This window comes from Peribacillus sp. FSL E2-0218 (genome assembly GCF_037992945.1).
In the GTDB taxonomy this organism is placed as follows: Bacteria; Bacillota; Bacilli; order Bacillales; family DSM-1321; genus Peribacillus; species Peribacillus simplex_B.
The window spans coordinates 1,806,743-1,830,776 of the sequence record NZ_CP150304.1 but is presented as its reverse complement, the minus strand read 5'-3'; the positions used below and the strand labels follow the sequence as shown (position 1 = coordinate 1,830,776).

Below are 24,034 nucleotides of genomic sequence, written 5' to 3'. Positions count from 1 at the left end.
CTGGAGAATGAACGGTTCGGCTCATTTATCTGGCTTCATTCATTAAATTTTTAAAGATTCTGATATACTAGACTTAAAATTAAAACGGGTAGGGAGATTAACACATGGAAATCGTAAAATCTGGATCGACGATTCAATCATTGCAAATAGGAATGAGCATTTTAGATTTGCTTGCTTCCCAAAGAAAACCTTTAAGATTCTCGGATATTCAAGAGTTGACGGAAATAACGAAAAGTAATCTCTATAAGTATTTGAATACGTTAACGCAGCTCGAACTGCTATATCGTGATAAGACCACTGGTATGTATCACCTTGGCAGCAAGCTGATTCAATATGGCATGGCAGCCATAGGGAATGAGGACATCACAAGCCGAATCACTCCATACTTGCAGGAAATCAGTCACCATACCTCCTGCACAGTCCTTTTTTCCGTTTGGACTTACGATGGACCTACAACGGCAAAAATATGGAACTCCAATCAAAACCTGAATATCGGTGCCCAGCTAGGTACGCGTTTACCTCCTTCCTCTTCTTCCGGAAAAGTATTCACTGTATTCCAGGATCCTTCCTTGACAGCGGATTGGATTGAAAAGGATCGTAATGTTACGGGGGATTTTCTTAGAGAATCTGAGGAGTATCATGAAATTCACAAAAACAAAATCGCGTTTGCCAAGGAGCCTCTTGTCCCTTCCGTTTCCTCCATATCCATTCCGGTTTTCAATTACAATGCGGAATTATTGGGCGCAATCACTGCCGTTGGATTCACGGAAAGCATTCCGGATCATTACGAAGATCCTTTAAGTCAATATCTAAGAAAGAGCTGTTTGGAAATCTCGAAAGTCTTCGGATATACCGAAGCTTAAAAAAAGCTGGAAAAGGAAAAACACTCTTTCTTTTTTCCTGTCGTTAGTTATTAAGAAAATAAAAGGATGTCCATTAGTAATGTCGGACATCCTTTTTTCAGTTTTATAAACATACAATCAAAAGATATTTTAACCATTTACCGCCTTTGCATTTGCTGGCATCATTTTTTCCCTTACTTCATCTGGAATTGGATAAGACTTTGGCTTTTCTTTAAACGATGTCCATGCACGAATCTCAAATCCTTCCGCTACTAATTTTTCATCCTTGAAAAATTCATGATTTATTTTAAATACTTTTTGGTGTAATTCCACGACTGCACTGCGAACAGTCACACGATCTTCAAAAAATAGCGGACTCTTAAACTGACAGTTCGCTTCTAGCAGGGGAACATTGACTTGTTGTTCAGCGTACAAAGTAGACGTTGGATATCCTATGGCGGATAGAAACTCATGTGTTGCATCATCCATCCATTTATAAAAATTGGGATAAAATACGATTCCGGCAGCATCCGTATCTCCCCACCTTACTCCAAACCGGAACTCTGCGATCATTTTCCACTAACCTCCCATGTTTTCTTGTGTAACTTCTCTTTTAAGCGTGTGCAGCATTATTTACTTTTAATCCTATCATCGCTCTCGCTTCATCTGGTGTTGCCACTTCCCTGCCTAATGTTTTTGCTAATTCCACTATTCTTGCCACAAATTGAGCATTGGTTTTGGCAAGTTCTCCCTTGCGAAAATAAACTGCGTCTTCCATGCCGACGCGAACATGCCCGCCAAGCAGGATGGTCATTGTATTGATCATTAATTGATCTTTACTTGCCCCAATGGCTGACCATATTGCACCTTCGGGAATGCTGTTTCTCATGAACATCAAATTCTCTGGCGAAGCTGGTATCCCTCCCTGGGCACCCAATACAAATTGAAAAAAGAATGGCGGTTTAATTAGCCCTTTTTGGGCAACCCGTAAGGCATTATGAATCATTCCTACATCGAATACTTCAAGTTCCGGTTTGACGTTGTTTTCCAGCATCTTTTGCGCCAATTGCTCCAACATTGCTGGCGTATGAATGAATACATTAGGTCCTATATTAAAAGAGCCTGCGTCAAAAGAGGCAACTTCAGGCTTCAATTCAACAATCGGAAAACGTTTTGTAACATCTTTCAATTCTCCCCCAGCGGTGGTGAAATTGATGATGATATCACAATTTCTCTCCTCAAGAAGTTTCACTACTTGAAGATATTTTGCTGAGTCTAGGGTCGGCTTTCCTTCATCATCCCTAACATGAACATGAGCAATGGCTGCGCCCGCTTGCCACGATTCATAAATTGAATCAGCTATTTCCTGTGGTGTAGTCGGTAAGTATGGCGTATGATCCTTAGTTGCGAAATCCCCTGTTGTAGCTACCGTAATAATCAATTTTTCCATCTTGTCTCCACCTTTTCATTGGTTAATAACTTCCTGATATCAATATGGGCAATGAATTCAACTAGTTAACATCACACTCTTAAAGATATAGGTGAGTATGATCGCTTTGAATATCCTCCAGTGCTGCTATTTAACATGGAAGGAAGGTCGATGTCTTTCGATCGCTTTTATTTCCGGATATTTTAATTAAGAAGTAAAGCTTACAACGCTTAAATGGGTGCACATAAATATCCTTTAAATAAGTTCTAGGTTATTCGCCATGATTTTTTCCAACAAACGCGTATTTACATCCCCATTTATAAAATCTTCATCCTGCAGAACTTGATTTAAAAAAGGAATGGTCGTACTGATTCCCTCAACTGAAAACTCATCCAAGGCAACTAACATCCTTCGAATGGCATGCGTCCTATCACGACCATGAACAATGACCTTTGCAATCATCGAATCATAAAAAACTGGTACGACATACCCCTGATAACAATGGGTATCCACTCGTACACCCGGTCCTTGAGGCATTTGCCATTTTGTAATGAGTCCCGGAGTTGGACGGAACCCTTCCATTGGAGCTTCAGCATTTATCCGACATTCAATCGCATGTCCGGAGAAGTCAATGTCTGATTGGACATATCGTAATGTTTCACCGTTTGCCACATTTATTTGCTCTTGGATTAAATCCACTCCGGTGATAACTTCGGTAACTGGGTGTTCCACTTGAATACGAGTGTTCATTTCAAGAAAATAAAACTTAGCTTCGTCTTGATCGACGATAAACTCAACCGTACCAGCATTTTGATAGGAAATACTTTCAGCAAGTTGGACTGCGGCAGTGCGAATATCCTGACGGAGCTTTTCCGGTATGATTGGTGCCATTGCCTCTTCTACCAATTTTTGATGACGGCGCTGCGTCGAACAATCCCGCTCACCTAGATGGATGACATTTCCATACTTATCTCCAAGTACTTGTACCTCAATGTGCCGTGCATTGGCAATATATTTTTCGATATACATCGTGCTATCTCCAAAAGCAGCCTTTGCTTCTGCGGATGCTGATTCAAAAGTCGTTTTCACTTCTTCTTTATCGGTAACAATCTTCATTCCGCGGCCACCGCCTCCCGCAGCCGCTTTTAACATGACCGGCAATCCTATTTTTTCTATCATCCGAATCACTTCTTCATAATCAGACACTTTCTCTGACCCCGGGAGTACTGGGACATCACATTCTTGAGCAATAGATCGAGCCACTAATTTATTCCCCATCTTAAAGATATGGTCTGGCTTTGGCCCCACGTATACAAGATCATTTTCAGCACAAGCTTCAGCTAATTCCGGTACTTCAGACAGAAATCCGTATCCTGGATGAATCGCATCCGCTTCAACTGCTAATGCTGATGTTATAATAACCGGAATGTTCAAATAACTTTTTGCAGCATGAGCTGGTCCAATCACGACTGTTTTATCCGCCAATTTAGCCCCTAAGCTTTCCTGATCTGCCTCTGAAACAGCAAGGACCGTTTCAATTCCCATGACCTTGCATGTCCGTATTATCCGGACTGCGATTTCGCCGCGATTAATAATTAATATTCTTGAAATGCTCATTTTGATTTCTTCCTCCTCAGTTACACTCTGCTCTTAACGGTTGAAGATCATTGGCGGGAGATAATGTTTTTCCAACAAGTAATCAATTTTTTCTTATTTCACTTTAACCGAGTATAAAGGCTGACCATATTCAACAAGTTGAGCATCTTTAACATGTATTTTGACGATCTCCCCCGCTACACCTGCAGATATAGCACTGTACACTTTCATGATCTCGATTAAGCCAACCGTATAGTCTTCTTCTACACGATCGCCTACCTTTACATATGGTGCTGCAGCGGGTTCAGGTTGGGCATAGAATATACCTGCAGTCGTTGCCTCAATGGCAACAACTCCCGCTTCTTGTTCTTCTTTTACTGAATTCAGTTGTTCAGGCACCGGTTTTTGAGTCAATTGTTCAAATGCTGCCGCTGCTTCATTCTTAGTCGATTGTAATGATTCAGGCTTTTCGGGATTTATTACTGCATCTTTTTCATTATCGTTACTAGCTTCAGCCGTTTCTGTTATACCATTTTTTCCGATCACAATTTTAAAATCTTGTTTCTCCAGCTTTAAATAATTGAAGGGAGATTCCTCTAATTTTTCAATAAGAATTATTAAATTTTCCACATCTTCATGATTCATTACATTTAATGCATTTTTGCTCATCCTTCTTCCTCCTCAAGTTATCACCGAATGCAAATATTCTAATTATTTGTTAAAAGAAGCGATCCTTGTAACCCTTGTACTTGGACATGTGTAATATCAGATTGCTTGCTGAAACGATCTAATAGTTCGACTAAAGGGGTTGAAGCCGAGAAATATTTTTTATGCGCTCCTGCTTTCCGCATCTCTTCAATATCATTCGTACCTTTCATGATATATCGAAGCATGAACTCTTCATCTGAAAGGCTTGGCCCGCCAAATTGCTCTTTTAATTTCTTAATCGGAACATCTTCAACTGGCTCATAGCGCAATTCTTTTGCACGTGGAAGGCTTAGGAATTTATCTCTTAAATTTTGATCCATCATTAGATAACCCGAATCTTCGCTATATACACCTGCTGCTAATTGAATCAATTTATCAATTACGACTTTGTAACGTTCACCCGTTGCAATATTGATGGCTGCTTGTGTCACCATGAATTGTGAGTATGGTGTAATCATTACTGGATAACCTAGTTCTTTACGAACCCGTATCGATTCTTCAATTACCTCATCGACCCTATTTTGAAGATTCAAAGATTGCAGCTGATGGCGTAAATTGGAAATAACCCCGCCAGGTACTTGATGGATATATTGAGAGTAATCATATTCTAGAGGTTCACCAATTGGTAAATTTTCTTGCTTAGCAATATTCATTAGACGGTCTGAAATTCTTTTAATCCGCTCTAAATCCAAGTCATGCTCCAAATTAAAATAGTGTGCATTGGCAACAGTCGTAAACACCGATGGTTGACCTGAACCATTTGCCAATGGCGGAATCCCGGTATGCAGTGTTCGAACCCCCATCTTCATGGCTTCAACATAAAGCTCATCTGCAAGTCCTGTCGTACAATGAGTATGGAATTCTACAGGGATTCCATTTGCATTTTCCATAATAAGTGGTAATAGGGTTCGAAGACGTTCAACCGTTAACAAACCAGCTGCGTCCTTAAAATAAATGATATCCGGCTCATTTTTTACCACTTCTTTCGTTTTCTTCACAAAGTATTCATCTGTATGTCTAGGAGAAATACTATAAGCAATGGCATGGGCAATTTCCATTCCTTTACTACGTAAATAAGGCATGAACCATGGAAAATCCGTTTTTAAATCCCCAAAAATATTTGCCATTGTTTGTACTCGATTGATTGCTCCCCGTTCAATTAATAAATCGTAGAACAACTTAGAAACAGATGGAGGTGTTTCCAATAGCTCAAAAAGAACAAGTCCCGGTTCACCCATAAATGCTTTTTTCGCATGCTGCATCTTTTCCCCAACTATTTCTGCCAACAACCATGGATCTTCTTTTAATTCACGGATAATTTTTTTGAAATTATAAGGCATTAATGGAACCTCTACCACTTGAAACCCCGATCGATCAAGATCTTCCGCAACGGCTTCCACCATGCCGGTTCGTGATTCAGCTGCCCAAAGACTTTGGGTTCCATCCCTTAGAGTTGTATCTACAAATTGCAATTCCTTAGCCATTGATTTTCCCCCTTGCTTCCCTAATTCAAGCGTTTTCATCCAAACCCCTTTCAAGAACTTGTTTCACGATGCCTTACTTTCCAGGTCATATAAGTGGAGATTAATGGTCTAACAATTAAAAATAATCTGAATATTAAATGCGGATAACCCTGTCAAATGCCTCCTTGATTTAGATTATTTGTTTTCATTCGAAGATATCTAACCTTTTTCACACAACTTAATAGGCATAGTGATTTTTTAATGAATAGCCTTTGTTGGATCATTGTGTAAGCGTTCTCTTTTTTTTGATAAAAAAGTATTATGCGTTTCGGTAACTGCCTCCTTATCCTTTGTAAAGTTACTGCTCTTGCACGAAATTCTAATAGATTCTGAAAAAACCTAAAACGGAATATTTATTCCGTTTTAATTAATTACAGTTTATTAATTTTCTGGAAAATAGTCAATCACTATTTTTCATCGTCGATACATTTCCCCCTAAAATACTTTATAATAAATCGTAAGGTCTACATACTATTCATTGAAGAAAGGAATTAAATCAATAATATGGATATGGAATTCGTCATTACTTCCAAGAGAAAAGATGCCAATAAAAATGCAGTTAAAATCCTTGAAGCAGCTAAAATTGTATTTGCCCAAAAGGGTCACGAAACAACGATCGAAGAAGTAGCTGTAGAAGCAAAGGTGGGGGTAGGAACAATATATAGACGGTTTAATAATAAGCACCAATTAGCAAATGCAGTTGCCTACGAGGTTATTGCAGAAATATATGAAGAACAAGTACGGATTTTAAAATCCAATTTAACAACGATCGAGAAAGTTAAGCATGTGTTTGCTTGCTATGCAAAAATCACTATAAAATATGGAGAAATCCATCAGATGATTGTTGATTTATTAGTCTCTGAAAAAGGGGAAGAAGATCTTAAAGAATCCTTTTTATTAGGATTAAAGAAACTTTATGCTGAGGTTATAACAAATGGGCAAAAAGAAAACATTTTTAGGGAAGGCGATCCAAGGTTATATGAAATTATTCTCCAAAATATGATAAACCCTCAAATGGTTAAACAAATAGCTGAAATTATGCCGTTAGAAGAAACCCCAAGTTTCTTAGCAGATGTGGCTCTCAATGGCTTATTGCTAAAAAAATAAGAGCCCTATGCATGATGCAAACAGATGCCAACCTACGGTAATATCGCAAAAACTCCAGCCGAAATTCCCCTTTAGAATGGATGGTTAATCCAAGAGTGAATATCTGTATTGAAGGAAATCTATGCCTTCTTTAATCAGTTCAGGTCTAGGCAGCTATTATGGGTGTTCAAGTAGACTTTTTGATGGAATACCGGATATTTCCACAAAGGTTATGCATGATAAAACCTTTGGCATCTCTCCCCAAAGGTTTTACGATGTTTCATCATCTTGTCATTCATAAAATGCCAATCACTTATCAAGGGAGTTTTTTTGTTTTTGCCATTTAAAGCCCCTTTTCAAGCATTTTTATTTACCTTCCTATCCATTATTAATAAATAATGATAGCTGCTAAAATTACTGCGAGTAATGCAAGTAAATTCACACAGGTCATTCCTATGAATTGATACTTAAAGCCGTTTTTGTGATTAAGCCCCGTTAATGCGAATAATGTTAACACGACCCCGGTGTGAGGCATGATTGTTAATACTGAGGATGCAATCGCTGAGACCCTATGGATAACATCGGCGTTGATTCCCATATCCAAATAACTTTGGCCAAATGCCTGCATGACTATCCCTAATGCGCCTGACGATGAACCTGTTATGGCACCAAAAACGGCAGAAGCGACCGATAAACTGATTAGCGGGTTACCGGGAATCCCCAAGATTGTATCGGAAATAAATTTAAATCCAGGTGCCAGTGTTATAATAACACCAAAAGCTACAGCTGATGAAGTTAAGAAAACGGGCATGATGGAACCGCTCGCTCCTTCATTTATCAACGCTTTTTGATTTGGAATGTATTTGTTAAAGACGAATGCTGAAACGATGATCGCAACGACCAATCCAATAATAAGAATATTGCCCACTTTGAACGTACTGCCAACCAAAATAATGACAATCAATAATAATATTGGAAGTATACTGATGAAGACGGTGGGAAGCTCTTTTTTCACATCTCCTTCCGAACCGGAAACATCAAAATCAGTAAACGTCTCTCCCTTTGCCATACTTTTCTTTAACATGGAATTCATATACCATAGTGTAAAAGCAATGGCCACTACCGTTCCTATCATTCCCAAAAGTGGTGCTGCTGTAAGTGATGTACCCAGATAGGCTGTAGGAACAACATTTTGTATAGAGGGAGTACCAGGCAGCATCGTCATCGTAAACGAGCCAAAACCGAGTGTAACAGGAATCAAAACTAGGTTCCATGCAATATTTAATTGTTTAAATAATGGTTTTGCAAGTGGAATGAGTACAAAGATTACTACAAATAAACTAATGCCGCCATAGGTCAGCAGGGCGCTTATAAAGAAAATGGCTACCAGTACTGGAAACGGTTTTTCCGTGCCTGTTTTTTCTAAAACCTTTTCGGCGATTGATTGCGCTGCCCCGCTCACATCGATATATTTCGCTAAAATGGACCCTAAGATGAATATAGCAAAAAAATTAACGACGAAACCTGTAAGACCCGTCATATAAGAATTCTCTTTCCCTATCAAGGCAGGAAAAAAATCCATTTGATTCGTTAAAATGACGATAACGGCTGCAATCGGAGCAACAATCAATATACTAAACCCTTTCATTGCAGCATATATAATAAATGCAATCGCTAGTAATATACCTACCACTTGAATAATTTCCATAATAATTTTCTCCCCTCAACAGTAAACCTTCAAACAGGCTGGCCTTTATATATCAACGCACACTAACCACCTGCATTGATTCAAAAAGCGATACCTGGATAAATGTAATGTTAAAATAAGCGGAATCATACCCCTATCATTCCCCTTATTCTTTTTTGATTTATAAGTTAAACGATTGATCTCTGCCACCTTAAATGATTAGCTGTAAACCGTTTTCAAATCATTCTGCTTTTTTTACCATCTAAAAAAAGATTAACTTTTCTCCTGATGGTGTCATTTCCGCCTTAGTCCTGATACGTCATTCAGCCTTTTGGATCATACCTTCATAGTCTTCCCCACTTGTCGTTTTTTACCTTTCCATCTTCACTTTCCTAAGACATTGCAGAATCACGGAAACCGTTTCCATTATTTTTCTCTCATTTAAAGCGTTGATTATTTTTATCATTTGTTACGTGCTTTATTATATGGACAGAACAAATATAATAAAAATATATATTTTTTATAGAATATATTCATAAAATTTATAAATAGAGTACTATGAAGATTCATAAAAGATTACACAGCAAATATTCCTTTATGGATTAGAAAAGGAGGGAGAATAATATCTTGTTACAGTTACTTAGGGGTGAAAATAGGGGCTTATTTACAGAGACCTTCAAGTTACGGAGGTTTCCAAACATGTAGAAGCAATGAGGAAATTCGTTAGTAAGACAGCTAGAAAACTTGAGCAATCGACACAGGGGTGCCCATCAAAAATGCACCGTTGGTTTCCTGAATTATCAACATATTTATCATCAGTGTCATATCGTACATGCGGAGGAAATAATCCACAAAAGGACCATAATGATCTTTCCAATAATTAAATGTAATTCCTAACCAATCACAAAAGGCTAACCTCCTCCCTGGAGAAAAGTTACCGCACCATTCCTCCATATTTATCACTTAGCTTCCTTGCATCCATAATGGGGCCAAACCATACGGGAAAATTTATACAAGTGCACTACCCTACTATCGTGCCATGGATCCGTTTTAAGAACTCTCTTATAATTCTTGAAAGTCCATTGTTCGTGTTATAAATGTATCCGAAGGAATACGTTTTATAATGTGGAGCAGCAAAGTTAATGACCACATACTCGTCACTTTTGGATAAACCGGCGTCCGTTTTGAAGGCATAATCAAATCCAATATTGATTGCCGTGTTGTTTTCCAGCGTGTTACGAATCGTATCTACATTGTTGGTGGTAAACAGAATATCAAACGGGAATGAAGTAAAGCCCTTCATAAAATCGTGTATGTAAATATCATTGTATAAAACGATTGGTTCATTCATTAACATTTCTTCTGTAATCAGATCATTTTGGGCTAATGGTGAGTTCTTGTTTACCGCAGCAACCATATGACCTTCCAACAATTTTTTAAACACAAGATTCCGATACTTTTTTTCCTCTTTTTCCGTGTATGTTATGAATCCAACATCTACTTCACTTTCGAGTACTTTCGTGATAATCGACTCGGTACTGTTTTCATAGATGGATGCTTTAATTTTCGGATACTCACGTTTTATATCTGAAATAACCCCCACCAGCATTTCCATTGGCCCTGGGTATGTGGCAATTTTTATTTCTCCATTCATTGTCTGTGTATAAGCTTCTGCTTCATCAACGAATTCTTGAAGCTTCAATAATACGTTATTTGCTTTCTCAATCAGCCTATATCCTTCTTCTGTTGGAACAGATCCTCTTCGAGAACGGTGAAAAAGGATAATATTTAATTCCTTTTCTAAATTCTTTATCGATTGGCTCAGAGCTGGTAAGGTAAGATGCAGATTATCGGCAGCTTCTTTAAGTGAACCCGTTTTCGCTATTTCCACCATATATTTTAATTGTTCGATATTCATATTTACCTCTTATTCGTTTTTCTATAATTAAGCAGCACTTAACTATAGTTAATAATAACTAAATTTATCATAAGCAAAGTTCATAGTACAATTATATTGAAAAAGAAATTAACATAAGGGGATGGAATGAATGAAAGCGCTAATATGGCATAATCGAAAAGACATTCGTCTAGAAGAGATAGATGAACCGGTTGTACAAGCAGGTCAAGTAAAAATGAAAGTAAAATGGTGCGGCATTTGCGGAAGCGATTTGCACGAATACTTAGGGGGTCCGATCTTCATTCCAGTGGATAAACCGCATCCTTTAACTAACGAGGTTGCTCCAATAACATTGGGACACGAATTTTCAGGTGAAGTAGTGGAGGTTGGCGAAGGAGTTATTAACTATAAAGTGGGCGATCGTGTAGTGGTTGAGCCGATCTTTGCTACACATGGCCACCAAGGTGCCTATAACCTTGATGAACAAATGGGATTCCTGGGCTTAGCCGGCGGGGGCGGAGGTCTTAGTGAATATGTTGCTGTCGACGAAGAATTATTGTTTAAACTTCCAGAAGATTTGTCTTATGAGCAAGGCGCATTGGTAGAACCAGCAGCAGTTGCTCTTTATGCCGTACGTTCAAGTAAAGTGAAAGCTGGGGACAAGGTGGCCGTGTTTGGCTGCGGACCAATTGGACTGCTCGTAATCGAAGCATTGAAGGCAGCAGGTGCCACTGATATTTATGCAGTCGAAATCTCCCCTGAAAGACAGGCAAAAGCAAAAGAATTAGAAGCCATCATCATTAATCCAGCTGATGTTGAGGATACAGTAGCTGAAATTGCTAGATTAACAGATGGCGGTGTCGATGTCTCATTTGAAGTGACAGGAGTACCTGCTGTATTGCGTCAAGCCATTCAATCCACTGGGATTGGCGGCGAAACGATTATCGTCAGTATATGGGAAAAAGGAGCAGAAATCCTGCCAAATGATATCGTAACGAAAGAACGCACGGTCAAAGGCATCATTGGCTACCGCAATGTATTCCCGGCCGTATTATCCTTAATGCAAAAAGGATACTTTTCTGCCGATAAATTAGTAACGAAAAAAATCGCATTAGACAATGTTATTGAAGAAGGATTTGAAAGCTTGATCAAGGAAAAAAACCAGGTAAAAATCCTAGTAAAATCTGAACGGTCTTAATGAAAGGCTTGACGGACGACAAAATCAGCTGCAACCTAGCGGCTGGTTTTGTCTGCCTAACGCAAAAAAAACAGTTTTACTCACCTTCTGAAACCGCCCTCTGAATGAATAACCTGGCCTGTTACCCAATCTGCTTCCTCGCTTACGAGAAATTTGATCGTTTTTGCAATATCTTTCGGTTTTCCGATTCTACCGAAGGGAAACATCGGTTTAAGTTCATTTTTTATCTCCTCCGTCATCCACCCCGTATCAGTTGGACCAGGGTTTACTGCATTAACCGTAATTCCTAAGGGGGCCAATTCAGCCGACAATGTTAGGGTTAGCGCATCTACAGCCCCTTTTGTTGTGGCATAGGCCAATTCGCCTGGCATCGGCCCTTGAAATTGGCCTGAAGTGAGGTTGACTATCCTTCCGCCTGATTTCTTTTCGAACCTTTGGGCAAATTTACTGCTCAGCAGGGTTGTTGCACGGACATTCACCAGATAATGTTGATCCAATTCTTCGGCCGTTATATTGGAAAAATCGTTGTTGGTCGAGTATGCTGCGTTATTAATCAAGATATCCGGATGACCTAGCTGTTCGGAAACTTGGTTCATAAGCTGTTCCGGGGCATCATTTTGAGTTAAATCCAACTCCATACACGATACCTTTATACCTTTTTTCAATAACTCTTCTTGCAATTTCATGGGCTCATCGGATTCAATGCCCCAGGGCATTTCTTTATCATATTCGGTCCAATAAGTGAAAAATATATGATACCCGGATTCAGCTAACTCCTGACAAATGGCAGCCCCAATCCCTTTCAGCCGGCTTACTCCCGTTATGATCGCAATTTTTCCTTTTAACTGATCCATTGATATCCCTCCATGATAAAAGTGAATTTACCCTTTAATAATCATTCATATTGCGGTATTTCTTTTTAAATAAATAATCGAGTTGAGTATGCATACCCCTAAAATTACTAGAAACGGATTTGAAGGAATAATGTCTCCTGCTTCTCTACCTGCCACCCCCCTCTGCTTAGCAGCTATTCAACCATCATTTCTATCATTTCTCACCAACAATCACATCTAATAGATACTCAGAGTATTCAGTGCTCTCGAAGCTTTCTTGTGAGATATTCCCTCGATCATTCCTTTTTTCTTCCGTTTTCTTCATGGCAAATGTGGAAATGATATACCCCTCAACTGGTACCTGGTCATTTTCCACTAATTTTATTTCTCCATCTGTTAGGATATGGGTTGGATTTCCTTCAGAATAATGAATTCGTTCCCCAGTACTTTTGATAACATAGGAAGGAAAGTCACCCTTAGCATGTGTAAGATCTTTTATATCAAGCACACTAAGATTTTCAAAAAAACGCTCAGCGTCAAGAAATTGGTTGGAATGGGGACCCGGTTCGAGTTGACTTTTCATGACTTGGTATCTATTCTTATCCATATCATATTCGATTTGATAGAGGGTATAGCCATCATCATTTTGCCCACCCAGTTTCCAGCTTAAATCCGTAATACTGCCATCTTCCGTATAGTCGACCTCGAAGTTATCAAGCCTCAAACTGCTGCTCTTTACATTCAATTCCTGCATAACCCGTTCATTTTCTTCTTGAAAATCGACTGTATATACTGAACCAAGCTCATGCTCCATCGATATTGGCCGATTTTTCCATCCATCAATGACATACGGTGTCATCCATTGGACGATTATAAAGGCCAAAAAACCAAAGACTGCAGCTATTCGTTTACCCTGCACATTCAATTTTGGCCGAAAAAATATCAAGTAGACGATAAACCCAAGTGGAAGGGAAATTTGATTGATATTAAAGGTAAAAGAACCTAATATAAAATATCCCAATATTTTTAACGGAAAATAAGTTTCTTTATCGACATTTTTCCTCGCTAAAAATATTATGCTACTAATCAATATGGCTGTGTAAACAATGGATGCCATTTTCAGTCCTCCTTCCTGCTAGAACATTGTCTTGATTGATTATCCGTTACAAGCTAATCAATATGAATATTTCACCATTATTATGATTGGCCGAAAAGACAATAAGACTACCTAGCCAAAATGAAAATGCTTTATCGTGACCAACTATCTTGATTCCACGCAATTTTCTTTTACATATTTTTTGGATTCAAACCTTGCAGCAGAACAAAGCGAGATTAACATTTGGAACGAACTTGCCAATGTTTTTTTGTCCGTTCTTACAAATCTATCGAGCAGTCACGTGAAGCAGCGGAAAAACGGTGTGAGCGCATCACGCTTGCTTTCAGCTGTAGCAATCCCCAATACCGAAGACCAACTAATAATTGTCCACGGAAAGGATGTTTTGATCAGACCAAGTCTTTGATTGGAAAATAACACCACTTTCCATCTGTGGATTCTCTATTGTTTGAAACAAGCAAGCGTCCTAATGGGGCGATTACAAAAGAAAGAAGGCAGCCAATCAGCTTCCTTCTTTACCCATATTTGCAGGTTCCCCCTATTTTTCAGTCCCTTCGTTCAGATATGCCCATGCATATTGAGCATAAAGCTCTGCTCCTGTAGCCAGCGCATCCTCGTCGATATTGAATTTTCCGTGATGATGGGCCCATTGCGTATCTTTTTCTCGGTTTCCAGCTCCAACCAAAGCGAAGCTTCCAGGTACTTCATCTAAATAAAAGCTAAAGTCTTCCCCGCCCATTGTGGGCTTTTCATTATATATGGCCTCTTCGCCAAATGCATGGGCAGCCACGTTTTGCACTAACTTGGCACTGGATTCATCATTGATGACAGCTTGCGTGCCGCGATAGTACTCAACCTCCGCCATCGCCCCATATATATTAGCGACATTTTCAGCATAAATCTGAAGCTGTTTTTCAATATGATCACGGGTCTTCGGATCAAAGCAACGGACAGTCCCTTCAATCACGGCATTTTCAGCAATGACATTAAATCGGGTGCCTACTTCCATTTTTCCAACTGTCAAAACAGCGGGATGTTGGGGATCGACCGTTCTTGATACGACCGATTGAACATTCATGACGAAGGAAGAGGCAACGATGGTTGCATCAATACAATCCTGTGGCATTGCACCATGCCCCCCTCTTCCTTTAAACTTTACGGTAAAGATATCTGCTGAAGCGAATGAAGGGCCTGGAGTACAAGCGACCTTGCTTGTCGGCATTTGCGACCAAATATGAATGCCAAACACATTATCGACACCTTCGACTGCCCCTTGTTTAACCATTTCCTTTGCACCTGTTGCCACTTCTTCGGCTGGTTGGAAAATTAATCGAACATTTCCTGGTAATTCTTCTTTACCTGCATTTAGGGCCTTCGCTGCAATCAATAGCATGGCTGTGTGTGCATCATGACCGCAAGCATGCATTTTACCCGCTTCTTTTGAAGCATACGGCAAATCCTTATTTAACTGTTCAACAGAAAGTGCATCCATATCCGCTCGTAATGCTACCGTTTTTCCTGGTGTGCCTCCTTTAATTTCCGCAATAACGCCAGTTGGTTCCGCTTTTCTATAAGTGATGCCTAATTTTTCAAGATATTCACAAACAAAGGCAGTCGTTCTTACTTCCTCCCAGGATACCTCAGGTTCGCTATGTAGTTTTCTGCGTATTTCCGTTAATTCAGCACCATGATTTTGAATGGTTGCTTTTATCATTTGATTGATCATCCCATATCTACCTCCGTTAAACGTTTAGCCAATTCGTAAAATATTTGCACACCATTCGCCAAATGACGTGCATCAGACCATTCCTCTGGACAATGACTTAGTCCTGCTTTACTAGGAACGAAGAGCATGCCGACATCAGTGACATCGGAAAAAACCATCGCATCGTGACCTGCACCGCTGTTAATCGAGCAGTATGGGATACCTAAATCGGCACTGATTTCTTTCATCAAAGCGCTGATCTCCTCATTCAAGATTTTAGGGGGCATATATAATAACTGTTCAGCCGTTGTCTGAAAACCTTGATTTTGATAGGAATCGATTAATTCCCGTACCTTGCTGATGACATGGTTCATATTTTCTTCCTTGCCAGATCGTATATCCACTGAAAATACCACTTTATCGGGAATGACGTTTGCTCCATTTGGAAAAACATGAAGGCGGCCCGTCGTGATGACCGTTCCTTCTCCCTCCTCGATCGCTAAGCCCGGTAATCGGGAAATGATTTGGGCGGCCGTAACCAATGCATCCGTTCTGCGATCCATCGGAGTTGTGCCTGCATGTCCTGCCTTTCCTTCTATCGTTACTTCCAGTTGCGTTAAACCAACGATAGCTTCTACAACCCCAATGGGGATATCCTTTTCTTCAAGAATGGGCCCTTGTTCTATATGCAATTCAAGAAATGACTTAATGGTCATCGGCTCTCTCTTCTTTGGAAGCGAACCATCCAGTCCGATCTCCGCCATCGCTTCTAAGGTTGTGATGCCATCTTTGTCCTTCAATCTTTTAAAATCGTCCTCACTAAGGGAGCCAACCATGCCTCTCGACCCCATTAGCCCCCCGCCAAAACGAGACCCTTCTTCTTCAATGAGCGCAACGATTTCCAACGGATATTTAGGTATCAATTGATTCTTGGCAAAAAGGGCTGCCACTTCAAGAGCGACAATTACGCCCGCTGGCCCATCATATGCACCGCCATTTGGGACGGAATCAAAATGTGAACCGATCAGAACGCTCGGAGCATCTTTTACGGTACCCTCAAGCTTTCCAAAAATATTCCCCAAGCCATCTTCCCGAACCGTTAGTCCATACTCCTGCATTTTATCTTTCATATAATTTCGGGTAAGTAAGTCTTCCTTGCTATAAGTAAGCCGGGTAGTCCCTTTTCCTGGTGTTGCTGTGAATTTGCTCAACTCATTTATTTGCTTTTCTATACGTTCATCAAGACTCACCTAGAATTCCTCCTCTGCTTACAAAAATTGCACGAATATTCCTGCTAGAATGACCGATACAATAGTAACCGATATGAATCCGCCGACTAGCATCGGCGGCAGCATATGGCTTAGCAATGCTTCTTTTTCTTTTTCATCTTTTGTCAATGAATTGACCACTTCATTGGTGATAATGTAATCAGCTGGAAATCCATATAAGGCCGTTAAAGATACAGCAAAGGCCATTTCTTTACTGACTTTTAGTAACGTACCTGCAATGAATGAGAATATATACATTCCAATCACCGCTAAGATAATGCAAACAACAAGTGGATAAAGGATCTCCATCATCATGCTTGGCGTTGCACTTTTCAATCCGTCAAAAACGAAAAGCATAAGGGCCATGATGGCAAAACCAAACCCATTCGCTTTTTGCAAAGCCTGTCTTTCCAGGAAACCGATACTTTTTGCAATGACTCCAAAAAGCAAGCAAAGAACAAAGGCATTGATGGATATGATCGGTGCCAAACCAGTTGAAACAAGGTAAGCTAGAAAAGCAACAACCGCGAGCCTGAAAAATTTAAAATATTCCGTATTATATTTATCGGGAAGTTTTTTAAACAGCTTAAGTTCCGCCATGCCTCCAGCTTCAGATGCCGAATCACTCTTTTTTACCGTTAATTGTCCAGTTCGATATTGCCCAAGAAGCTTCTTGCCTTCTTTCTTTAAAAAAATGGATGTCAAAGGATAGCCAGCGAAACCTTGCATCACATAAATAACGATGGCAAAGACGGACAAACTCGTCAGACCTGCATCTGCAGCTCCTTCCGACATGATTATTGAAGATACCATGCCGCCGACTAAAGGAGGTATCGCGACAAGCACCGTTTGCAAATCAAAGATTAATACGCCGATTCCGAATAGTAGCGCTACAATACCAAGAATGCCAGATAGGGAGATGACAATCGTTTTCCATTGATTCATCAATTCCCGTATCGAAAGCAATGTTCCCATATTCGTGATCAAAAGGTACATCATCATGGTTGCCACTACAGGCGGAATACCTGCGATTGAAACGATGTCTTTCGGGAAGAATGTCCAATAGCCAGCCAGAAATAGGATCGCGGAAATAAAAACGGAAGGTACCCAGGCTTTGGTTCGAACAGCCACTATGTCTCCTGCAAATAAAATCAAAATAACAATAACTAAAGCCAACATCTGTGACATTTGAGTGCCTCACCTTCGAATTAATAGTTTGAATATTCTAATAAAATAATATCACTGAATTATATTAATTTAAAGTCAATTCAATATATTCAGGTAATTATACATAGATAAAAGGAAATGTAAGTGTTTTATCACAGAGATGCAATCCAATACATTAACATAAATTGAAACAAACGGAATATTAAAATAGTTTTATTCTTTTATAATTTTGGGACTGATTTAAAATGTGTATCTAAACAAATAAAAAAAGACCCATTTTATCTGGCCTCCTTGATTGCAGTCTATAAACATAACATATCCGGTACTCAGAGCTCACGCCTCCATCGATAAATTCGATAGCAATGACATGTGGGTAGTTAACAAAACATTCAATCGCCTTAACCTTATAACGCAACACAGTCTTTAATTTTGCAGGTTCAACTTTCCTGAAATCAGAAAGATATATTTCTCTATGTTGTAATGAAATTCGTTCCAGATTATTATTTTCGGTGAATTCTTTCATGAGTTGGAAACTTTGGGGTTCGTCATCATATGGACCGACATGAAGCATCTGGACAGTTAAACCATCTTCATATGTACCGAACTTCGCTTCATTTAGAAAGGGATGAGGTTTCTTTTTTTCTACATGTTCAAACGCTCTCTCTGCTACTTCTTTTGTTACAAAGTCCGGCTGTCTAATCATGATCGTATATAATAATTCTTCCTTATCCAATGTATTTAATTTCCTGCCCGCTTCTGTTAGATTCCATACACCTTCTAATGGATATACAGTATATTCGAAATACCCATCGGGAGTTTCCCCCTGCTTCGGTATCATTCTCACCGCATAAGCTAATGAATAAAGAACACCTATCTTTTCAGCAAATTCCTGCTCATTTGGATTTCCTTTTCCCCCTATCGAGAAAAAATATTGCTCCGGAATTGTGACAAGTTCAGGCTTTCTCTTTGGAATATATAATTCCTTCTCTTTTTTTCTCCACTCGTATTTCATTAATTTCTTTCCCTTCCACTGTTTGATATTTTTGTTATCTCCTACTATTATACCCTCCCCCCGGCAGTGTACGTAGATAATGCTTTTTAATTACTTTTTGACGTAACATTCGTCATGAAAGCAACCCAAATGTAGCTGACGAAGCTGGTAAAATACAAGTTGGTTTTTGCTTTTTTTGAACAGCATAAGCCTAATCTGTCACAGGGTTGAATAATATAGGATTGAATATGCTTAGGATAAACCAACCTCCAATCGGGATTTGAAAAAAACCATAAAAAGCTGCCAAATGGCAGCTAGAACTTCTTTAAATATACTTTTTCAATTTCATGATCGTGATTTTTTCTAAGTATTAAATCAGCCCTTCTCATCGTAGGCAGTATATTTTCTTTTAAATTTTTAGCATTAATGTCTGCCCAAATTTCAGTAGCTTTTTCCATTGCTTCTTTCTGAGAAAAATCTTTATACCGATGAAAATAGGATTGTTTATCCTCGAATGCTGTCTTTTGAAGGAGAAAGAACCTTTCGATATACCATTGCTTTATATCACTTTCTTCGGCGTCAAGATAGATTGAAAAGTCAAAAAAGTCACTTACAAATAAAGGATTGGAATTTTTAACTTGAAGAACATTAATTCCCTCTACAATAAGGATATCTGGATTTCTTATAATTTCAGCTTTGTCGGGCACTATGTCATATGTTAGATGAGAGTATACTGGTGCTTCCACTTAATCTACTCCGGATTTCACTCTAACCATGAAATCAATTAATTTTTGGGTGTCATAGCTTTCTGGAAAACCTTTTCTACTCATCAGTCCCTTTTTTTCTAAAGTATCCGTAGAGTATAAGAAACCGTCTGTTGTAACCAGATCCACTTTTTTATGGCTTTCCCACCTTGATAAAAGGGTTCTCAACACTCTAGCAGTGGTGCTTTTCCCAACTGCAACACTTCCTGCAACACCAATAACAAAAGGGACTTTTTTAGGTTTTTTATCTAAAAATGAGCAGGTTACCCCCTTCCATTGTCTAGATGCTTCCACTTTTAGATTAATTAAACGTGATAAGGGTAGGTAAATCTCCTCCACTTCTTGAAGAGAAATTATATCATTTGTTCCTTTAACATTCTCCAATTCATTTTTTGATAACAACAACGGTGTTTTGTTACGTAATTTAGCCCATTCTTCTCTATTTAATGCTGTATGGGATTGTAATATATTCATATCTAAATTTACCTCATTGGTTTTTCCTGATTTCTTGTAATATAAATTTACCATGTCCATATCCAAACAACACGACTTTTTTTAATAATGATTTCTCCCTTACTATTATATTTTTGCTTGCCTTACATAAATATACCCATGAAAAAGTAGTGGTATAAGTGAAAGGATATCCAGTTTGATCCAAATACTTCACTTATTGAAATCATCCTCATGCTGATTTCTCAAAGGTCGCTTGATGAAACTATTCAATCTCATTATGAGCGGAGAACAGTAATGAGAAACACTTTTCATATCACACTCCGAGATAAAATCCTAATAAGCCATTCTGGTGTAAAAAAGATAAATCGCAAAAGATAAAAGCACCATTTACTATTGTTTCAAATGAACCAAATGAAACTGGAGAGATTCTAAAAAAAACGTATAATGTCATAGTTGAAAAAGCTACAGATAAAGAATTCATAGCAACATTTATTGATGCAGAGACTGGAGAGGCTTATAATGTTAACTCAAATGAATTTAAAGCCTCACTTGTGTGGTTTATTCCTCTATGTGTAGTATTAGGGGAAGCCTTAATTGCTCACCTGATTTCTGCTGGATTGGCTGTTGTTATTGCTGGTGTAACTTATACCGCTGTAAAAGAGGTATCAAGTAAACTTAAAAAGAATAAACATAAACACTATATGGCTATGCTGACTAAGGGCGATTTATATATTGGAAATTCATTATCAAAAACACAAGCAGTTTCTCGACTAAAATCTTCAGATAAAAAAAATAACAATGTTTGGTCTGTTTCGTATACTGAGACAAAGGTAAATCTTCTGCAGAAGGTTATTATCACCACTTCCACCTATATAATCGTAATGGTGGGCATTCATTTTATTATTAAAAGATTAAAAGGATGATATAATTCATGGATGTAAGAATTGAAGAACTATACAAAAAATATCTTAAACGTTCGATACCTAATAAATTTTTATTATCTGATGTAGAAGATGTTCTAATAAATGAATATCTTTCTAAATCACTAGATAAAAAACAGATGCGTTTTCTAGTTGATCCAAAGGAATTTGATTTATATAATAAGTGTTATATCATTGATAGTGTTGAAATTCTACACAACTTATTTACAGTTCAAGAAAAAAATGAATTTATAAGTTTAAAAGAGTTAAACAAACAATATACTCTTGATTCTTCTGAAACTACAAAAGAAGAAATCGAATATACTCTTATTCAAGAAGGAGAATATTTAGTGATATTTTTAGGAATAGACAGTGATGTTTACATTAAAGATTTCAAAACAGTTGGGAATAGTGAGAGATTATTCCATAGATAAGTCGTATTAATGGGAATCGAAAAAGAAGATTGCAACCTAGAAAATAGAGATTTTCATGATTATTTAGAAGCCCTTTCAAATTTAGGCTACTTAGATTAATCGCCCATCACCATAAAAATCCAGAATGAATTTTATAATCTATAAAGTCGATTCCTAAATCTTTAGGGGTCGACTTTTTTTGGGCTGAAGTAATTAAAAGAGTGTTTAATAGGGATGATTCAAAACATAATCTTACAAGAGATAATTGTGAGTCATAAACAGTATCTTTTTAAAAATATAAATTAGGTTTTTTCCATTACCTATAATCTTCGTATCCAGTACCTCCGCCCGCATTAGGAAAATATCGGCCCCCCAAAACTGTTAGTGGCCTTGGCATGGACCTATGAATGTGGTCATTTAACGAAAAAAAGCAATGGAAAACCCCATTACATAACGGTTTTCCATTGCTTTTACTTACATGACCCGTTTGAACATTTTCTCCATTTCGTAAATGGAATAGGAGATGATGATGGGCCTTCCGTGCGGGCATGTGAAGGGGTCGGTCGTCCTTCTTAGTTCATCGAGCAGTGCTTGTATTTCGTCATTGCGCAGATGGCGGTTTGCCTTGATGGAGGCTTTGCAGCTCATCATGATGGCTGCTTCTTCGCGCAGTTTCTTGATGTCCACCTTTTTCATCGACAGTAATTGTTCGATCATTTCTTCCAGGATTTCCTGTTCAATCCCTTTTGGGAACCATTGCGGATGTGACCGGACAATATAGGCGTTGTAGCCAAACTCCTCTAAGTAGACGCCGACTTTTTCCAGCTCATGCTGATATTCATTTATCCTGATGCATTGGTCTGTCGAAAATTCAAGCGTGATCGGGACAAGCATATCTTGTAGCTCATTTTCGACCTGTCCGACTTTTTCTTTAAAATATTCGTATTTGATCCGTTCCTGGGCGGCATGTTGATCGATGATATATAAGCCATTTTCATTTTGGGCGAAAATATATGTTCCATGCATCTGCCCGATTGGATACATCGGCGGGACCCGGCTTGCCGATTCATCCTCTTCGACTTCTTCCTCTTGCTCGACTGTGTAGGTGGTATACTTTTCAGCCGATTCGTAATATGGTTTGCTTTCTCCCTCTGGCAATACCGGGATATAGACGTCGGCCATTTGCTGCTGTTCCTCATTGCTGTAGATCAATTCCTTGATTGGTTCTAGATTGAAATCCGATATGAAAGCCTCATGATTCTTTTGTTCCTGCTTTTCACGGATCAATGTATCCTTCAAAAGTGACGCTTCTTTCTTCGCTTCTTCAAGGACACGCTTGCCGCTCTCCACGACATGGTCCAAATCCAGCGTTGTTTGCTCACTCTTTGCCTGTTCCGGCTTAGGGGCAGGCGGTGCATACCCGCTTGGAATGAGGGATAGCTTCTTAAACGCAGATTTGATCGTTTCCGATACTAAACTGTACAGTTCCTGTTCCTTGCTCAGCCTTACCTCCATTTTTGATGGATGGACGTTGACGTCGACAAGGATCGGATCCATTTCAATATTCAGCAAGGCAATCGGAAAGCGGCCAATCGGCAGAAGCGTATGATATCCATCGAGGATGGCCTTCACAAGTGCATAGTTTTTGATGAAACGGCCGTTGATCATAGTTGAAATATAATTCCTTGAAGCCCGGGTGATCTCAGGCATCACGATATAGCCAGATATCGTGAAATCCAGGGAGCTTGCTTGAACAGGGATCATCTTTTTGGCAATATTCGTACCATAGATGGCCGCCAGCACCTGCCTGACATCACCGTTACCATTCGTATGCAGGATACGCTTTTCATTGTGTGATAGCCGTATCGAAACATCCGGGTGCGAAAGGGCGAGCCTATTGGCGACATCGGTGATATTTCCAAGCTCTGTATGAATGGTTTTCATATATTTCAATCTTGCAGGTGTATTGTAAAATAGATCGGAAACGAGGATATCCGTTCCTTTACGGCTCGACGAAGCTTCCAGTTCACTGACCAAGCCGCCTTCGAGAAGGATGCGCGTACCTGCCCCATCGCCTGTGCTCGTTTTCATTTCGAAGCGGGAAACGGAAGCGATACTTGGCATCGCTTCCCCGCGGAAACCTAGCGTTCGAATTCGGAACAAGTCATTTTCATCCTTTATTTTACTTGTGGCGTGACGTTTGAATGCTGCCTCTACATCATCAGCCAAGATCCCATCGCCGTTATCCACAATCCGAATCGAGCCAAGTCCCGCCTCGACCAATTCAATTTCAATGATGGTACTGTTTGCATCTATGGCGTTTTCAACCAGTTCCTTTACGACTGAGGCAGGGCGTTCTACAACTTCGCCGGCTGCGATTTTATTCGATAAAGACTCGTCCAGCTGTATGATTTTTCCCATTTCTATCGCCTCGCTTTAT

At 39.1% G+C, this 24,034-nt stretch carries 19 protein-coding genes and 1 pseudogene; 5 read left to right on the top strand and 15 right to left on the bottom strand.

Annotated features, from left to right (window positions below; all coding sequences use genetic code 11):
- The first annotated feature begins 104 nt into the window (after positions 1-104).
- Entirely contained in the window at positions 105-863 is a 759-nt protein-coding gene (locus MHI53_RS08800; RefSeq protein ID WP_061144712.1) for an IclR family transcriptional regulator, read from the top strand.
- 129 nt (positions 864-992) lie between these two features.
- Here MHI53_RS08800 and MHI53_RS08795 read toward each other — a convergent pair whose 3' ends face one another.
- From MHI53_RS08795 to MHI53_RS08775, 5 genes are all read right to left on the bottom strand, one after another.
- On the bottom strand, positions 993-1,412 hold the full coding sequence (locus MHI53_RS08795) for a thioesterase family protein (RefSeq protein ID WP_081092590.1): 420 nt from the start codon (positions 1,410-1,412) through the stop codon (positions 993-995).
- A gap of 43 nt (positions 1,413-1,455) precedes the next feature.
- A complete protein-coding gene (locus MHI53_RS08790) occupies positions 1,456-2,292 on the bottom strand; it encodes a 3-keto-5-aminohexanoate cleavage protein (RefSeq protein WP_061144710.1) in 837 nt (278 codons plus the stop codon).
- 234 nt (positions 2,293-2,526) lie between these two features.
- Positions 2,527-3,888 (bottom strand): acetyl-CoA carboxylase biotin carboxylase subunit, encoded by a 1,362-nt coding sequence (gene accC / locus MHI53_RS08785; RefSeq protein ID WP_061144709.1) that lies wholly within the window; start codon positions 3,886-3,888, stop codon positions 2,527-2,529.
- Positions 3,889-3,981: 93 nt separating this feature from the next.
- The gene (locus MHI53_RS08780; RefSeq protein WP_340373220.1) at positions 3,982-4,536 is read right to left on the bottom strand and encodes a biotin/lipoyl-containing protein; all 555 of its coding nucleotides are present in this window, start codon (positions 4,534-4,536) and stop codon (positions 3,982-3,984) included.
- A 38-nt stretch (positions 4,537-4,574) separates the two neighbouring features.
- Positions 4,575-6,059 (bottom strand): hypothetical protein, encoded by a 1,485-nt coding sequence (locus tag MHI53_RS08775; RefSeq protein ID WP_340373219.1) that lies wholly within the window; start codon positions 6,057-6,059, stop codon positions 4,575-4,577.
- A 543-nt stretch (positions 6,060-6,602) separates the two neighbouring features.
- On the opposite strand from MHI53_RS08775, the gene MHI53_RS08770 reads away from it, so the two are divergent.
- On the top strand, positions 6,603-7,205 hold the full coding sequence (locus tag MHI53_RS08770; RefSeq protein ID WP_061144706.1) for a TetR/AcrR family transcriptional regulator: 603 nt from the start codon (positions 6,603-6,605) through the stop codon (positions 7,203-7,205).
- 367 nt (positions 7,206-7,572) lie between these two features.
- On the opposite strand, the gene MHI53_RS08765 is transcribed toward MHI53_RS08770, so the two are convergent.
- Both MHI53_RS08765 and MHI53_RS08760 read right to left on the bottom strand, forming a co-directional pair.
- On the bottom strand, positions 7,573-8,892 hold the full coding sequence (locus MHI53_RS08765) for a GntP family permease (protein ID WP_340373218.1): 1,320 nt from the start codon (positions 8,890-8,892) through the stop codon (positions 7,573-7,575).
- Positions 8,893-9,892: 1,000 nt separating this feature from the next.
- Positions 9,893-10,789, bottom strand: a complete 897-nt coding sequence (locus MHI53_RS08760) for a LysR family transcriptional regulator (protein ID WP_340373217.1) — start codon at positions 10,787-10,789, stop codon at positions 9,893-9,895.
- A gap of 130 nt (positions 10,790-10,919) precedes the next feature.
- On the opposite strand from MHI53_RS08760, the gene MHI53_RS08755 reads away from it, so the two are divergent.
- Positions 10,920-11,966 (top strand): 2,3-butanediol dehydrogenase, encoded by a 1,047-nt coding sequence (locus MHI53_RS08755; RefSeq protein WP_340373216.1) that lies wholly within the window; start codon positions 10,920-10,922, stop codon positions 11,964-11,966.
- 80 nt (positions 11,967-12,046) lie between these two features.
- Here the strand turns inward: MHI53_RS08755 and MHI53_RS08750 are convergent, their stop codons facing one another.
- The 7 genes and pseudogenes from MHI53_RS08750 to coaA all read right to left on the bottom strand — a co-directional run bounded on the left by MHI53_RS08750 (position 12,047) and on the right by coaA (position 20,282).
- Complete coding sequence (locus MHI53_RS08750) at positions 12,047-12,820, bottom strand: SDR family oxidoreductase (protein WP_340373215.1); 774 nt, start codon at positions 12,818-12,820, stop codon at positions 12,047-12,049.
- Positions 12,821-13,013: 193 nt separating this feature from the next.
- Positions 13,014-13,916: a hypothetical protein gene (locus MHI53_RS08745; protein ID WP_340373214.1), complete on the bottom strand. Its 903-nt coding sequence runs from the start codon at positions 13,914-13,916 to the stop codon at positions 13,014-13,016.
- A gap of 535 nt (positions 13,917-14,451) precedes the next feature.
- The gene (locus MHI53_RS08740) at positions 14,452-15,639 is read right to left on the bottom strand and encodes an amidohydrolase (protein WP_340373213.1); all 1,188 of its coding nucleotides are present in this window, start codon (positions 15,637-15,639) and stop codon (positions 14,452-14,454) included.
- On the bottom strand, positions 15,636-16,868 hold the full coding sequence (locus MHI53_RS08735) for a Zn-dependent hydrolase (RefSeq protein ID WP_340373212.1): 1,233 nt from the start codon (positions 16,866-16,868) through the stop codon (positions 15,636-15,638). Before MHI53_RS08735 ends, MHI53_RS08740 begins: the two co-directional genes overlap by 4 nt.
- 18 nt (positions 16,869-16,886) lie before the next feature.
- Positions 16,887-18,074 carry a hypothetical protein gene (locus MHI53_RS08730; protein WP_061144697.1) on the bottom strand — a complete coding sequence of 396 codons (1,188 nt, stop codon included), beginning with the start codon at positions 18,072-18,074 and terminating at the stop codon, positions 16,887-16,889.
- Between the two features lie 232 nt (positions 18,075-18,306).
- Positions 18,307-19,065 (bottom strand): GyrI-like domain-containing protein, encoded by a 759-nt coding sequence (locus tag MHI53_RS08725; protein WP_340373211.1) that lies wholly within the window; start codon positions 19,063-19,065, stop codon positions 18,307-18,309.
- A 293-nt stretch (positions 19,066-19,358) separates the two neighbouring features.
- A pseudogene (coaA, locus tag MHI53_RS08720) lies at positions 19,359-20,282 on the bottom strand (type I pantothenate kinase).
- Between the two features lie 353 nt (positions 20,283-20,635).
- Between coaA and MHI53_RS08715 the strand changes: the two are divergent.
- Positions 20,636-21,184 carry an SAR2788 family putative toxin gene (locus tag MHI53_RS08715; protein ID WP_340373660.1) on the top strand — a complete coding sequence of 183 codons (549 nt, stop codon included), beginning with the start codon at positions 20,636-20,638 and terminating at the stop codon, positions 21,182-21,184.
- A gap of 8 nt (positions 21,185-21,192) precedes the next feature.
- Complete coding sequence (locus tag MHI53_RS08710) at positions 21,193-21,615, top strand: hypothetical protein (protein ID WP_340373210.1); 423 nt, start codon at positions 21,193-21,195, stop codon at positions 21,613-21,615.
- A 453-nt stretch (positions 21,616-22,068) separates the two neighbouring features.
- Here the strand turns inward: MHI53_RS08710 and mutL are convergent, their stop codons facing one another.
- Complete coding sequence (mutL, locus tag MHI53_RS08705) at positions 22,069-24,015, bottom strand: DNA mismatch repair endonuclease MutL (protein WP_061144694.1); 1,947 nt, start codon at positions 24,013-24,015, stop codon at positions 22,069-22,071.
- Positions 24,016-24,034 lie beyond the last annotated feature (19 nt).

Excerpts from the sequence above, each read along its gene's own strand:
- MHI53_RS08730 (WP_061144697.1), bottom strand. The coding sequence starts at position 18,074 with ATGTCACAGATGTTGGCTTTAGTTATTGTTATTTTGATTTTATTTGCA.
- MHI53_RS08765 (WP_340373218.1), bottom strand. The coding sequence starts at position 8,892 with ATGGAAATTATTCAAGTGGTAGGTATATTACTAGCGATTGCATTTATT.
- accC (WP_061144709.1), bottom strand. The coding sequence starts at position 3,888 with ATGAGCATTTCAAGAATATTAATTATTAATCGCGGCGAAATCGCAGTC.
- MHI53_RS08740 (WP_340373213.1), bottom strand. The coding sequence starts at position 15,639 with ATGATCAATCAAATGATAAAAGCAACCATTCAAAATCATGGTGCTGAA.
- MHI53_RS08770 (WP_061144706.1), top strand. The coding sequence starts at position 6,603 with ATGGATATGGAATTCGTCATTACTTCCAAGAGAAAAGATGCCAATAAA.
- MHI53_RS08745 (WP_340373214.1), bottom strand. The coding sequence starts at position 13,916 with ATGGCATCCATTGTTTACACAGCCATATTGATTAGTAGCATAATATTT.
- MHI53_RS08710 (WP_340373210.1), top strand. The coding sequence starts at position 21,193 with ATGGATGTAAGAATTGAAGAACTATACAAAAAATATCTTAAACGTTCG.
- MHI53_RS08750 (WP_340373215.1), bottom strand. The coding sequence starts at position 12,820 with ATGGATCAGTTAAAAGGAAAAATTGCGATCATAACGGGAGTAAGCCGG.
- mutL (WP_061144694.1), bottom strand. The coding sequence starts at position 24,015 with ATGGGAAAAATCATACAGCTGGACGAGTCTTTATCGAATAAAATCGCA.
- MHI53_RS08755 (WP_340373216.1), top strand. The coding sequence starts at position 10,920 with ATGAAAGCGCTAATATGGCATAATCGAAAAGACATTCGTCTAGAAGAG.
- MHI53_RS08780 (WP_340373220.1), bottom strand. The coding sequence starts at position 4,536 with ATGAGCAAAAATGCATTAAATGTAATGAATCATGAAGATGTGGAAAAT.
- MHI53_RS08760 (WP_340373217.1), bottom strand. The coding sequence starts at position 10,789 with ATGAATATCGAACAATTAAAATATATGGTGGAAATAGCGAAAACGGGT.
- MHI53_RS08800 (WP_061144712.1), top strand. The coding sequence starts at position 105 with ATGGAAATCGTAAAATCTGGATCGACGATTCAATCATTGCAAATAGGA.
- MHI53_RS08775 (WP_340373219.1), bottom strand. The coding sequence starts at position 6,059 with ATGGCTAAGGAATTGCAATTTGTAGATACAACTCTAAGGGATGGAACC.
- MHI53_RS08790 (WP_061144710.1), bottom strand. The coding sequence starts at position 2,292 with ATGGAAAAATTGATTATTACGGTAGCTACAACAGGGGATTTCGCAACT.
- MHI53_RS08725 (WP_340373211.1), bottom strand. The coding sequence starts at position 19,065 with ATGAAATACGAGTGGAGAAAAAAAGAGAAGGAATTATATATTCCAAAG.